The organism is Serratia sp. CY33802, assembly GCF_052169095.1.
Classification (GTDB): Bacteria; Pseudomonadota; Gammaproteobacteria; order Enterobacterales; family Enterobacteriaceae; genus Serratia; species Serratia bockelmannii.
In genome coordinates, this window is sequence record NZ_JBJNLL010000001.1 from 171,190 (window position 1) to 184,038 (window position 12,849).

The 12,849-nt window shown below is 60.2% G+C and carries 10 protein-coding genes and 1 pseudogene; 7 read left to right on the top strand and 4 right to left on the bottom strand.

Translation table 11 applies throughout. The features are described from left to right. Position 1: 1 nt before the first annotated feature. The 3 genes from ACJ8HA_RS00900 to ACJ8HA_RS00910 are packed head-to-tail and all read left to right on the top strand — an operon-like array spanning position 2 to position 3,198. The gene (locus tag ACJ8HA_RS00900; protein WP_043140091.1) at positions 2 to 1,381 is read left to right on the top strand and encodes a PTS ascorbate transporter subunit IIC; all 1,380 of its coding nucleotides are present in this window, start codon (positions 2 to 4) and stop codon (positions 1,379 to 1,381) included. 13 nt (positions 1,382 to 1,394) lie between these two features. After that, positions 1,395 to 2,246: a transketolase gene (locus tag ACJ8HA_RS00905; protein ID WP_099816994.1), complete on the top strand. Its 852-nt coding sequence runs from the start codon at positions 1,395 to 1,397 to the stop codon at positions 2,244 to 2,246. Then, the gene (locus ACJ8HA_RS00910; protein WP_049207313.1) at positions 2,239 to 3,198 is read left to right on the top strand and encodes a transketolase family protein; all 960 of its coding nucleotides are present in this window, start codon (positions 2,239 to 2,241) and stop codon (positions 3,196 to 3,198) included. The genes ACJ8HA_RS00905 and ACJ8HA_RS00910 overlap by 8 nt, the downstream gene beginning before the upstream one ends. A 63-nt stretch (positions 3,199 to 3,261) precedes the next feature. Here ACJ8HA_RS00910 and pta read toward each other — a convergent pair whose 3' ends face one another. Continuing rightward, complete coding sequence (gene pta, locus ACJ8HA_RS00915; protein WP_043140081.1) at positions 3,262 to 5,424, bottom strand: phosphate acetyltransferase; 2,163 nt, start codon at positions 5,422 to 5,424, stop codon at positions 3,262 to 3,264. Between the two features lie 74 nt (positions 5,425 to 5,498). Then, positions 5,499 to 6,701, bottom strand: coding sequence for an acetate kinase (ackA, locus tag ACJ8HA_RS00920; protein WP_025303669.1), 1,203 nt, complete (start codon positions 6,699 to 6,701; stop codon positions 5,499 to 5,501). A gap of 358 nt (positions 6,702 to 7,059) precedes the next feature. Here ackA and yfbV point away from each other — a divergent pair, with 358 nt between their 5' ends. From yfbV to ACJ8HA_RS00940, 4 genes and pseudogenes are all read left to right on the top strand, one after another. Next, complete coding sequence (gene yfbV, locus ACJ8HA_RS00925; RefSeq protein ID WP_004936061.1) at positions 7,060 to 7,515, top strand: terminus macrodomain insulation protein YfbV; 456 nt, start codon at positions 7,060 to 7,062, stop codon at positions 7,513 to 7,515. 143 nt (positions 7,516 to 7,658) lie between these two features. Beyond that, complete coding sequence (locus ACJ8HA_RS00930) at positions 7,659 to 8,153, top strand: YfbU family protein (RefSeq protein ID WP_016926898.1); 495 nt, start codon at positions 7,659 to 7,661, stop codon at positions 8,151 to 8,153. A gap of 17 nt (positions 8,154 to 8,170) precedes the next feature. Then, positions 8,171 to 8,781, top strand: a pseudogene (locus tag ACJ8HA_RS00935) (sugar phosphatase). A gap of 79 nt (positions 8,782 to 8,860) precedes the next feature. Continuing rightward, positions 8,861 to 10,711, top strand: a complete 1,851-nt coding sequence (locus ACJ8HA_RS00940; protein ID WP_072008257.1) for an SLC13 family permease — start codon at positions 8,861 to 8,863, stop codon at positions 10,709 to 10,711. Positions 10,712 to 10,738: 27 nt separating this feature from the next. Here ACJ8HA_RS00940 and yfbR read toward each other — a convergent pair whose 3' ends face one another. Both yfbR and ACJ8HA_RS00950 read right to left on the bottom strand, forming a co-directional pair. Beyond that, positions 10,739 to 11,338, bottom strand: coding sequence for a 5'-deoxynucleotidase (gene yfbR / locus ACJ8HA_RS00945; RefSeq protein ID WP_025303666.1), 600 nt, complete (start codon positions 11,336 to 11,338; stop codon positions 10,739 to 10,741). A gap of 107 nt (positions 11,339 to 11,445) precedes the next feature. Beyond that, a complete protein-coding gene (locus ACJ8HA_RS00950; protein ID WP_025303665.1) occupies positions 11,446 to 12,660 on the bottom strand; it encodes a pyridoxal phosphate-dependent aminotransferase in 1,215 nt (404 codons plus the stop codon). Positions 12,661 to 12,849 lie beyond the last annotated feature (189 nt).

A 12,849-nucleotide genomic window follows, 5' to 3' on the forward strand; every position in this document is an offset into this window, starting at 1 on the left:
TATGTTTATCCAGGAAACGCTTAAGTTTGTGGTGGATATATTAAAGGTGCCTTCGGTGCTGGTCGGGCTTATTGCGCTGATCGGTTTGCTGGCGCAAAAGAAATCGTTTTCCGACGTGGTGAAAGGCACGGTAAAAACTATTCTCGGCTTTATCGTTTTGGGCGGCGGTGCCACGGTATTGGTCGGATCGCTCAATCCGCTGGGCGGCATGTTCGAACATGCGTTCAATATTCAGGGCATCATTCCGAACAATGAAGCGATCGTCTCCATCGCGCTGGAGAAATACGGCGCCTCCACCGCGTTGATCATGGCGTTCGGCATGGTGGCGAACATCGTGGTGGCGCGCTTTACCCGGCTGAAATACATCTTCCTGACCGGCCACCACACCTTCTACATGGCCTGCATGATCGGCATCATCCTGACGGTGGCGGGCTTCGAGGGCGTGCAGTTGGTGTTTACCGGTGCGCTGACCCTGGGGCTGGTGATGGCGTTCTTCCCGGCGATCGCCCAGCGCTATATGCGCCGCATTACCGGCAACGACGATATCGCTTTCGGCCACTTCGGCACCCTGGGCTATGTGTTGTCCGGCTGGATCGGCTCGAAGGTGGGCAAAAACTCGCGCTCGACCGAGGAGATGAACCTGCCGAAAAACCTCAGTTTCTTGCGTGACAGTTCCATTTCGATCTCGATGACCATGATTGTCATCTACCTGATCCTGGCGATCTGCGCCGGGCGGGCCTATGTGGAAAGCGAGCTCAGCGGCGGCCAGAACTACCTGGTGTATTCGATTATCCAGGCCATCACCTTCGCCGCCGGGGTATTCATCATTCTGCAAGGCGTGCGCTTGATTCTGGCGGAGATTGTGCCGGCGTTCACCGGTTTCTCGGAAAAGCTGGTGCCTAACGCGCGGCCGGCGCTGGATTGCCCGGTGGTCTATCCCTATGCCCCCAACGCGGTGCTGATCGGCTTCCTGTTCAGCTTCCTTGGCGGGTTGGCCGGGCTGTTCCTGCTGGGGCAGCTGAAAATGGTGCTGATCCTGCCTGGCGTGGTGCCGCATTTCTTCACCGGCGCTACCGCCGGGGTGTTCGGCAACGCCACCGGCGGGCGGCGCGGCGCGATGCTGGGCGCCTTCGCCAACGGGCTGCTGATCACCTTCCTGCCGGTGCTGCTGCTGCCGGTGCTGGGGGCGCTGGGCTTTGCCAACACCACCTTCTCCGACGCCGACTTCGGCGTGATCGGCATCCTGCTGGGCAACATGGCGCGCTTTATGTCGAAGGAGATGATCATGCTGGCGATCGTCGCCGTGTTCGCGCTGCTGGTGGCGCATAACTTCCTGGGAAAACGCAAAGGCGCGCCGGCCGCTGACCGCGTCGAGAAATAACGAGGGCAGACTGATGAACGACACAACGAGCGAAACGGAAATTGAAGAGCTGCAGATCCTGGCGCGCGCGATCCGCCTGGAAACATTGAAGGCGTTGACCGGGCTGGGCTTCGGCCACTACGGCGGCTGCATGTCGGTGGTGGAGACGCTGGCGGTACTGTACGGCAGCGTGATGCGTATCGATCCGGCGGATCCGGACTGGCCGGAGCGCGATGACTTCGTGCTGTCGAAAGGGCACGCCGGCCCGGCGCTGTACAGCACGCTGGCGATCAAGGGCTACTTCCCGCTGGCGGAGCTGAAGACCCTCAACCAGAACGGCACGCGCCTGCCTAGCCACCCGGACCGATTGCGCACGCGCGGCGTGGACGCCACCACCGGTTCACTGGGGCAGGGCGTGTCGATCGCCGCCGGCATGGCGTTATCCCATCGGCTGGCGGGGCGTCGTAACCGGGTGTTCAGCATCCTCGGCGACGGTGAGCTGAACGAAGGGCAGTGCTGGGAGGCGTTCCAGTTTATCGCCCACCACAACCTGAACAACCTGACGCTGTTCATCGATTACAACAAGCAACAGCTAGACGGTGCGCTGGACGAGGTGATCCAACCGTTCGATCTGGCCGCCAAGTTCCGCGCTTTCGGTTTTGAGGTGCAGACCATCAAGGGCGACGACATCGCGGCGCTGCTGGCGGCGGTGGCGCCGGCGCGCGGCGGTGAACAGCGGCCGCTGGCGATCGTGCTCGACAGCATCAAGGGACAGGGGGTGACCTATCTGGAAAACCTGTCGAACTCACACCACCTGCGCCTGACGCCGGACGTGCAGCTGGAAATCGAAAAAGCCATTGCCGAACTGGAGGCCGCCCATGTTTAACGTAGTGACGCAGTTGGAAAACGACGCCGTCGAAATGCGCAAAGTCTATGCCGGCGCGGTGCGTCGGCAGATTGAAGCGGGCGCGCCGATCATCGCGCTGGAGGCGGATTTGATGAGCTCGATGGCGATGGACGGCGTGCACAAGGATCACCCGCAGCACGTGATCAACTGCGGCATCATGGAGGCCAACGTGATCGGCGTCGCCGCCGGGCTGTCGCTCACCGGCCGGGTGCCGTTCGTGCATACCTTTACCGCTTTCGCCAGCCGCCGCTGTTTCGATCAGCTGTTCATGTCGCTGGATTATCAGCGCAACAACGTCAAGGTGATCGCCTCCGACGCCGGGGTGAGCGCCTGCCACAACGGCGGCACCCACATGTCGTTCGAGGACATGGGCATCGTGCGCGGGCTGGCGCACTCGGTGGTGCTGGAAGTGACCGACGCTACCATGTTCGCCGACATTCTGCGCCAGCTGATGGATCTACGCGGCTTCTACTGGGTGCGCACCATCCGCAAGCAGGCGACGCGCATTTACCAGGAAGGCTCGCGCTTTACCATCGGCAAGGGCAACCTGCTGCGCGACGGCGATGACATTACGCTGATTGCCAATGGCATCATGGTGGCGGAGGCGCTGAAGGCGGCGCAGATGCTGGCGCAGCAGGGCGTCAGCGCGGCAGTGATCGATATGTTCACCCTCAAGCCTATCGACCGTGAACTGATCAAAACCTACGCGGCCAAGACCGGACGCATCGTCACCTGTGAAAACCACAGCATTCATAACGGGTTGGGATCCGCAGTGGCGGAGGTGCTGGCAGAGGAATGCCCGACGCCGATGCGGCGCGTGGGGGTGAAGGAGCGTTACGGCCAGGTGGGCACCCAGGCGTTTTTACAGCAGGAGTACGGCCTGACCGCCGAGCATATTCTGGAGGCTGCCGGGCAGTTGCTGGCGCGTTAGGGAACGCAAAAGAAAAGCGCCGGTCAATGACCGGCGCTTTTTTATCGCTCAACCTGAAGAATATCAGGCCTTGGCGGCGGCAGCGTCAGCCTGGGAAGACTGGATCGCCGTCAGCGCAACGGTGTAGACGATATCGTCAACCAGTGCGCCGCGCGACAGGTCGTTCACCGGCTTACGCATGCCTTGCAGCATAGGGCCGATGGAAACCAGGTCAGCGGAACGCTGTACCGCTTTGTAGGTGGTGTTGCCGGTGTTCAAATCCGGGAAGATGAACACGGTCGCCTGGCCGGCTACCGGTGAGTTCGGCGCCTTGGACTTGGCAACGTCGGCCATGATGGCGGCGTCGTACTGCAGCGGGCCGTCGATGATCAGATCCGGGCGTTTTTCCTGCGCCAGACGGGTCGCTTCGCGCACTTTCTCGACGTCGCTGCCCGCACCGGAGTTACCGGTGGAGTAGGAGATCATCGCTACGCGCGGCTCGATGCCGAAGGCCGCGGCGGAATCCGCAGACTGGATGGCGATTTCAGACAGCTGCTCGGCGGTCGGATCCGGGTTGATCGCGCAGTCGCCGTAGACCAGTACCTGGTCAGGCAACAGCATGAAGAATACGGAGGACACCAGCGAGCTGCCCGGTGCGGTTTTGATCAGCTGCAACGGCGGACGGATGGTGTTGGCGGTGGTGTGAACCGCGCCGGAGACCAGACCGTCGACTTCGCCTTGTTCCAACATCAGGGTGCCGAGCACCACGTTGTCTTCCAGCTGCTCGCGCGCGACCACTTCGGTCATGCCCTTGCTCTTGCGCAGCTCAACCAGACGCGGCACGTAGTTTTCACGTACGGCGACCGGATCGACGATTTCGATGCCTTTGCCCAGCTCAACGCCCTGCGCTGCCGCTACGCGCTGGATCTCGTCCGGGTTGCCGAGCAGCACGCATTCCGCGATGCCGCGTTCGGCACAGATGGCCGCCGCTTTTACGGTACGCGGCTCGTCGCCTTCCGGCAGCACGATGCGCTTGCCGGCTTTACGCGCCAGCTCGGTCAGTTCGTAACGGAACGCCGGTGGAGACAGGCGGCGTGAACGCTCAGAGGTGGCGGTCAGCGAGTCGATCCACTCGGTGTTGATGTGGCTGGCCACGTAGTTCTGCACTTTCTCGATGCGCTGGTGGTCGTCCGCCGGCACTTCGAGGTTGAAGCTCTGCAGGCTCAGCGAGGTTTGCCAGGTGTTGGTGTCAACCATGAACACCGGCAGGCCGGTTTGGAAGGCGCGTTCGCACAGCTTCTTGATCGGCTCGTCGATGGCGTAGCCGCCGGTCAGCAGGATGGCGCCGATTTCCACGCCGTTCATCGCCGCCAGGCAGGCGGAGACCAGCACGTCAGGACGGTCTGCGGAGGTCACCAGCAGAGAGCCTGGGCGGAAGTGTTCCAGCATGTGCGGGATGCTGCGCGCACAGAAGGTCACGGACTTCACGCGGCGGGTCATGATGTCGCCTTCGTTGACCACGCGGGCCTTCAGGTGGCGAGCCATGTCGATGGCGCGGGTGGCGATCAGATCGAAGCTCCACGGCACGCAGCCCAGAACCGGCAGCGGGCTGTTGGCGAACAGCTGCGCAGGATCGACGTGGGCGATGCTGGCTTTGGTGGAGTCGTCGAAGATTTCGGACAGGTCAGGACGGGTACGGCCCTGATCGTCGACCGGTGCGTTCAGCTTGTTGATGATAACGCCGGTGATGTTTTTGTTCTTGCTGCCGCCGAAGCTGGTGCGCGCCAGTTCGATGCGCTCTTTCAGCTGCGCCGGGGAGTCGTTGCCCAGCGCCAGCACGAAGACGATCTCGGCGTTCAGGGTTTTGGCGATCTCGTAGTTCAGCGCGTTGGCGAACTGGTGTTTGCGAGTCGGCACCAGGCCTTCGATCAGCACCACTTCCGCGTCTTTGGTGTTCTCGTGGTAACGCGCCACGATCTCTTCCATTAGCACGTCTTGCTGGTTGGAGCTCAGCAGGCCCTCAACGTAGTCCATGCGCAGCGGTTCGGCCGCCGTAATGGTGGAGTTGCTGCTGCGGATGATGGTGGTGGTCTGGTCGAGCGCGTTGTCGCCGGTGCGCGGTTGAGCGATAGGCTTGAACACGCTCAGACGAACGCCTTTTTGCTCCATGGAGCGGATGACACCCAGGCTGACGCTGGTCAGGCCGACGCTGGTGCCGGTGGGGATCAACATAATAGTACGTGACACAGAATAGTCCTCTTCACGATTAACATGAGGCTAAAACAACACCGTCAGCCTGGGCTGACGGTGTTTTGAGAGCATTACGCGGTCAGGCGGGATGCGTCCTGCGCGATGACCAACTCTTCGTTGGTCGGGATCACCAGCGCCAGGCGGCTGCCGTCTTTGGTGATGGCGCCGGATTTGCCGAAGCGAGCGGCCATGTTGCGGTCGTGGTCGATTTCGAAGCCCAGCAGGCCCAGTTTGTTCAGGGTCAGCTCACGCACCATGCCGGCGTTCTCGCCGATGCCGCCGGTGAAGATCACCGCGTCCAGACGGCCTTCCATCAGCGCGCTGTAGGCGCCGACGTATTTGGCCAGACGGTGGCAGAACACGTCCATGGCGCGTTTGGCGTCGGCTTTGCTGTCGTAGTTGTCTTCAACGTAACGGCAGTCGCTGGTGACTTCGGTCAGGCCCAGCAGGCCGGATTCTTTGGTCAGCATCTTGTTGATCTGGTCAACGCTCATGCCCAGAGAATCGTGCAGGTGGAAGATGATAGCCGGATCGATGTCACCGCTGCGGGTGCCCATCACCAGGCCTTCCAGCGGGGTCAGACCCATGGAGGTGTCAACGCACTGGCCGTTGCGCACTGCGGTGACGGAGCCGCCGTTGCCCAGGTGGCAAGTGATCACGTTCACTTCTTCTACCGGTTTGTTCAGCATCTTCGCGGCTTCTTGAGTCACGTAGAAGTGGCTGGTGCCGTGTGCGCCGTAGCGGCGAACGCCGTGGTCGCGGTACAGGCTGTACGGCAGGGCGTACAGGTAAGATTCTTCCGGCATAGTCTGGTGGAACGCGGTGTCGAACACGGCAACGTTCTTGTCGGCCAGGTTAGGGAAGGATTTCAGCGCTTCCGCGATGCCGATCAGGTGAGCTGGGTTGTGCAGTGGTGCAAACGGCACGGAATCTTTGATACCCTGCAGAACTTCGTCGTTGATCACGGCAGAAGCGGTGAACTTCTCGCCGCCGTGCACGATGCGGTGGCCGATAGCGGTCAGCTGCGCGGAAAGCTCTGGTTTTTGTGCCAGAATAGTATTAACAATGAAGTTCAGCGCTTCGCTGTGTGCAGCGCCGGCCCCCAGGGCAGCTTCGTGTTTGGCGCCGTCCATTTTCCACTTGATGCGAGCTTCAGGCAGGTGGAAACACTCGGCCAAACCGGAGAGGAATTCGTCGCCGTTAACGGCATCGATGATGGCGAATTTCAGAGAAGAACTGCCGCAGTTAAGAACCAGTACTAGCTTACTCGACATGGAAGTACCTACTTAAATAGTCGTGTTGTTAAAAGAAAATCGAACACACGTGGTGAATTAATCGTCAATCAGACAACAAGCGTAGCGCATAGTGCCGATGACATTTATGATTAACATCATGTGAAGTGCACAAATCACAGGATGATGGAAAAACCGATGATTTCTCTGCGGTTTAAATAATCTTGATTTTTATAGGGCTAAAAGTTGACAAAATTTACGTCATCTTCTACCGGCCACAAGGCCGGCTTAGGATACCGATAGCCCGGTGCAAACACAAAATAAATTTAAAGCTTCAAATTTTTTAGTATGGTCTCTGGCAGCACGCTTTTAGTTTCTTTACGTGACGTTGAGGTACGCAATGACGAGCAAACCGTCCGGTTCCGTAAGCTGGTTTCAGGTCTTCCAGCGCGGGCAGCATTATATGAAAACCTGGCCGTCGGACAAACGTCTGGCACCGGTCTTTCCGGAGAATCGCGTTGCGCGTGCCACCCGTTTCGCTATCCGTTTCATGCCGCCGTTGGCGATTTTCACGCTGACCTGGCAGATCGCGCTGGGCGGCCAGCTGGGCCCGGCGATCGCCACCGCGCTGTTCGCCTGCAGCCTGCCGATGCAGGGCTTGTGGTGGCTGGGGCGCCGTTCGGTCACGCCGCTGCCGCCGACGCTGCTGCAATGGTTCCATGAGGTGCGCAACAAGCTGACGGAAGCCGGGCAGGCGGTGGCGCCGCTCGAAGGCACGCCGACCTATCAGACGTTGGCCGATCTGCTCAAGCGCGCCTTCAAGCAGCTGGACAAAACCTTCCTCGACGATCTGTAAATGAAAAAAGGCCGCGCTGATGCGGCCTTTCTCGTCAAAGCGGCAATAACCCCGGTTTAAATCAAAGAACGGTCGAGTTGTGATTTCCTGCGTTCTTGCGCTGTGCGATGCTCCCGCCATCACACAGAAATGAGGAAATCCTGATGGAAATGACCAACGCCCAGCGGCTGATCCTGTCGAACCAGTACAAGATGATGACCCTGCTCGATCCGGACAACGGCGACCGTTATCGCCGGTTGCAAACCATCGTCGAACGCGGCTTCGGTTTGCAAATGCGCGAACTGGATCGCGACTTCGGCGAACTGAGCGAAGAGGTGTGCCGCACCATCATCAACGTGATGGAGATGCACCATGCGCTGCAGGTTTCCTGGGGCAACCTGAAAGAGAAGCAGGATCTGGACGAGCGCCGCCTGGCGTTTCTCGGCTTCGACGCCGCTACCGAGGCGCGCTACCTGAGCTACGTGCGTTTCCTGGTCAGCACCGAGGGGCGTTATACTCACTTCGATTCCGGTAGCCACGGTTTTAACGCCCAGACCAAAATGTGGGAAAAGTACCAGCGTATGCTGGCGATCTGGCTGGCCTGTCCGCGCCAGTATCACTTGAGCGCCGTTGAGATAGCGCAAATCATCAATGCTTGATTAAGAAGAGGTTTTCTGTGGAGTGTAAGGGTTTTCTGTTCGATCTTGATGGCACCCTGGTGGATTCTCTGCCGGCGGTAGAGCGTGCCTGGACTTCATTCACGGTAAACAGGCCATTACTTCTCTGCGCCACTTTATGCCGGGCGAAAGCGAAGCGGAAATTCAGCGCGAGTTCCAACTGCTGGAGCAGGTGGAAGCGCAGGATACCGACGGCGTTCGCGCGCTGCCGGGCGCCATCGCGCTGCTGGAGCGCCTGAACGCGCTCGGCATCCCTTGGGCGATCGTCACCTCCGGTTCGGTGCCGGTGGCCGGCGCTCGCCGCCAGGCCGGCGGTTTGCCGCAGCCGGCGGTGTTCATCACCGCCGAGCAGGTTAAACACGGTAAGCCACAGCCCGATGCCTACCTGCTGGGCGCCGAGCGCCTGGGGCTGGCGCCGCACGAGTGCGTGGTGGTTGAAGACGCGCCGGCCGGCATTCTTTCGGGTCTGGCTGCGGGCTGTCAGGTGATTGCGGTCAACGCCCCGGCCGATGCGCCGAAGCTGGAGCAGGTCGACCTGCGGCTGGATTCGCTGGCGCAGATCGCCGTCGATAAAACGGCGCAGGGCGCGATCGTTCGCCGGCTGGCCTGAGTGGCATTATCTTCACCCTAATTGATTAGACCCCGCTTCGGCGGGGTTTTTTTATGCTATTTTTTAGACCCTTGGACATTTGCCGGATGAGGCCGTTTTGAACAGCGAATTACTGTGGGTGCTGAGTTTACTGCTGATTGCCATCGTGCTGTTTACCACCAACAAGCTGCGGATGGACGTGGTGGCGCTGTTGGTGATTATCGCCTTCGTGCTGAGCGGCACGCTCAGCCTGCAGGAAGCGACGGTCGGTTTCAGCGATCCCAACGTGATTTTGATCGCCGCACTGTTCGTGATCGGCGAAGGGCTGGTGCGCACCGGCGTGGCCTATCAGGTGGGCGACTGGCTGGTGAAAGTGGCCGGCAGCAGCGAAACCAAAATGTTGATGCTGCTGATGGTGACGGTCGCCGGGCTGGGCGCGTTCATGAGCTCGACCGGCGTGGTGGCGATCTTTATCCCGGTGGTGCTCAGCGTGACGGCCAGAATGAAGATCGCGCCGGGGCGGCTGATGATGCCGCTCAGCTTCGCCGGGCTGATCAGCGGCATGATGACGCTGGTGGCCACGCCGCCCAACATGGTGGTCAACAGCGAACTGGTGCGGGAAGGCATCCATGGTTTCGGTTTCTTCAGCGTGACGCCCATTGGCCTGGTGGTGCTGGCGCTGGGCGTCGGCTACATGCTGATCGCCCGGCGTTGGCTGGGCAGCGGTGACACCGGCAAAGCCGGCGATGACTGGCAGCGTCGCACCTTCCGCGACCTGATCCGTGATTACAAGCTGACCGGCCGCGCGCGGCGGCTGGCTGTCCGCAGCGCTTCGCCGCTGATCGGACGTTCGCTGGATGAACTGCACCTGCGTGCGCGCTATGGTGCCAACGTGGTGGGCATCGAGCGCTGGAAACGCTTCCGGCGGGTGATGGTCAGCGCCTCCGGCAGCACCGAGCTGCGCGAGGGCGACGTCCTCTTGATCGACATGTCGGACAGCCAGGTCGATCTGCGCGAATTCTGCGGCGAGCAGCGGCTGGAGCCGATGGTGCTGCGCGGCGATTACTTCTCTGAACAGTCGCGCAACGTCGGCATGGCCGAAGTGTCGCTGATCCCGGACTCGGCGCTGCTGGGCAAAAGCCTGCGTGAAGCAGCGTTCCGCAGCCGCTACGATCTGAATGTGGTGGGCATCCGCCGCCACGGCGAGACTCTGAGCGGCAAGCTGGTGGACGAGCCGCTGGAGCTGGGCGACATTTTGCTGGTGATCGGCGACTGGAAGGCGATTCGTCAGCTGCAGGCCAAAACCCACGACTTTATCGTGCTCAACCTGCCGGCCGAAGTGGACGAAGTGGCGCCGGCCATCACCCAGGCGCCGCACGCGCTGTTTTGCCTGGCGTTGATGGTGGCGATGATGCTGACCGACGAAATCCCCAACCCGATCGCGGCGTTGATCGCCTGCCTGCTGATGGGCAAGTTCCGCTGTATCGACATGGAGAGCGCCTATAAATCGATCCATTGGCCGAGCATCATTTTGATCGTCGGCATGATGCCGTTCGCGCAGGCGCTGCAAAAGACCGGCGGCGTGGATCTGATCGTTCGCGGGCTGATGGACGTCGCCGGCGGCGCGGGGCCGCGCGTGATGCTGCTGTGCCTGTTCGTCTTGTGCGCCACCATTGGCCTGTTTATTTCCAATACCGCGACGGCGGTGCTGATGGCGCCGATCGCCATTGCCGCCGCGCGCGAAATGGGCGTCTCGCCATACCCGTTCGCGATGATTATCGCCATCGCCGCGTCCGCCGCCTTTATGACGCCGGTCTCTTCACCGGTCAACACGCTGGTGCTGGGGCCGGGCAATTACAAGTTCGGCGATTTCGTGCGTCTCGGCGTGCCGTTCACCCTGTTGGTGATGGCGGTCAGCGTGATTGTGGTGCCGTGGCTCTACGGTTTTTAACGGCGCAGCGAGGCTGCGCCGGTGGGGTTACAGCGAGCTGTCGAGGCTGATTTCGTCCAATGACAGGCTGAAACTGGGAATGAACACGTCCATAAAGTAGTCCATTTCCGGGCTGCGGCGCTGTTCCAGGGTTTTATCCAGCCGCGCCTTGGCCAGGGTGAATTCATTGTTGCCGGCAGAGAGTTCCTCCAGACATTTCAGGTAGGCGCACAGCGCGTCTGCCTGCTTCACTACCTGCTTTTCATCTTCGCTGTAGTAGTGCTCATCGAGAATGGTGCGGAAATCGTTGCGCAGCTCAGCGGGGATCATGTCCAGCAGCTTTTGCTGGGCGATCTTTTCGATCTTCTTGTATTCATGGGCGATCTGCGGATTGTAGTACTTGATCGGCGTCGGCATGTCGCCGGTGATCACTTCGCTGGCGTCGTGATACATCGCTAACAGCGCAACGCGGTCGGCATTGAGGTTGCCGTTGAATTTGCGGTTCTTGATCACCGCCAACGCGTGGGCGACGAAAGCCACCTGCAGACTGTGTTCGGAGACGTTCTCGGTACGCACGTTGCGCATCAGTGGCCAGCGGTTGATCAGTTTCAGGCGGGACAGATGGGCGAAGAAATGGCTCTGGCTCATGGTGCTCTCTTTAACGGCAAGTGAGGGCCCCATTGTGAAGCAGTGACGGCGAATTTTGCAACCGGGCAATAAGAGAAGGGCGCAGCAAGGCGCTGCGCCCCAGGCGATTACTGGTGGTAACCTTCAAGGAAGCGGCCCAGCTTGCCGACCGCCATTTCCAGTTCGTCTACGCGCGGCAGGGTGACGATGCGCACGTGATCCGGGTAAGGCCAGTTGAACGCCGAACCTTGCACCAGCAGCACTTTTTCCTGTAGCAACAGATCCAGCACCAGCTTCTGGTCGTCGTGGATGTTGAAGCGTTTGGCATCGATGCGCGGGAACATGTACAACGCGCCCTGCGGCTTCACGCAAGAGACGCCCGGGATGTCGTTGAGCAATTCCCAGGTGCGGTTGCGTTGTTCGTACAGGCGGCCGCCGGGCTGAATGAATTCGCTGATGCTCTGATAACCGCCCAGCGCGGTCTGAATGGCGTGCTGCATCGGCACGTTGGCGCACAGGCGCATCGAAGCCAGCATCTCCAGCCCTTCGATATAGCCTTTGGCGTGCTTCTTCGGCCCGTTCAGCACCATCCAGCCCTGGCGGAAGCCCGCCACGCGGTAGGTTTTCGACAGGCCGTTGAAGGTCACGGTCAGCAGATCTGGCGCCAGTGCGGCGATCGAGTGGTGTTCGGCGTCGTCGTACAGGATCTTGTCGTAGATCTCGTCGGCGAAGATGATCAGGTTGTGTTGACGGGCGATCTCGACGATCTGTTCCAACAGCGCTTTGCTGTAAACCGCGCCGGTCGGGTTGTTTGGGTTGATGATCACGATACCGCGGGTGCGCGGGGTGATCTTGCTGATGATATCGTCCAGATCCGGGAACCAGCCGGCCTGCTCATCGCACAGGTAGTGCACGGCCTTGCCGCCGGACAGCGATACCGCAGCGGTCCACAGCGGGTAGTCCGGCGCCGGTACCAGCATTTCGTCGCCGCTGTTGAGCAGCGCCTGCATGGATTGGACGATCAGCTCAGAGACGCCATTGCCAATGTAGATATCCTCAACGGTCACGTCACGCATGTTGCGCGCCTGATAGTGCTGCATGATCGCTTTACGCGCCGAGAAGAGGCCCTTGGAGTCGGAGTAGCCTTGCGCCGTGGGCAGATTGCGGATCACGTCGACCAGGATTTCGTCCGGGGCGTCGAAACCGAACGGGGCAGGGTTGCCGATGTTCAGTTTCAGGACTTTGTTGCCTTCTTCTTCAAGACGTTTAGCTTCTTTAAGCACCGGGCCGCGAATGTCATAGCAGACGTTGTCCAGTTTGCTGGATTTCTCAATGGGGGACATAAAAAGTTGAGCCTTTTGCTGGGATAGGGGCGCTCCTACCGTGGGACGCCGCAACCCGCCCAATGTACTCCTGGCGTAGTTGCTTTTGAAGGGTTTTGCACGCCTTTGGTGCAAATGCATGTCGTAACGGGGGATTTTAGTTATGATAAGCAAAGGTAAAGTTATTTTGTGGTTCATAATTTCATGAAC

Bases quoted from the DNA above. Each gene is read 5' to 3' on its own strand.
- ACJ8HA_RS00900 (WP_043140091.1), top strand. From the start codon at position 2: ATGTTTATCCAGGAAACGCTTAAGTTTGTGGTGGATATATTAAAGGTG.
- ACJ8HA_RS00905 (WP_099816994.1), top strand. From the start codon at position 1,395: ATGAACGACACAACGAGCGAAACGGAAATTGAAGAGCTGCAGATCCTG.
- ACJ8HA_RS00910 (WP_049207313.1), top strand. From the start codon at position 2,239: ATGTTTAACGTAGTGACGCAGTTGGAAAACGACGCCGTCGAAATGCGC.
- ackA (WP_025303669.1), bottom strand. From the start codon at position 6,701: ATGTCGAGTAAGCTAGTACTGGTTCTTAACTGCGGCAGTTCTTCTCTG.
- yfbV (WP_004936061.1), top strand. From the start codon at position 7,060: ATGACGAGCAAACCGTCCGGTTCCGTAAGCTGGTTTCAGGTCTTCCAG.
- ACJ8HA_RS00930 (WP_016926898.1), top strand. From the start codon at position 7,659: ATGGAAATGACCAACGCCCAGCGGCTGATCCTGTCGAACCAGTACAAG.
- yfbR (WP_025303666.1), bottom strand. From the start codon at position 11,338: ATGAGCCAGAGCCATTTCTTCGCCCATCTGTCCCGCCTGAAACTGATC.
- ACJ8HA_RS00950 (WP_025303665.1), bottom strand. From the start codon at position 12,660: ATGTCCCCCATTGAGAAATCCAGCAAACTGGACAACGTCTGCTATGAC.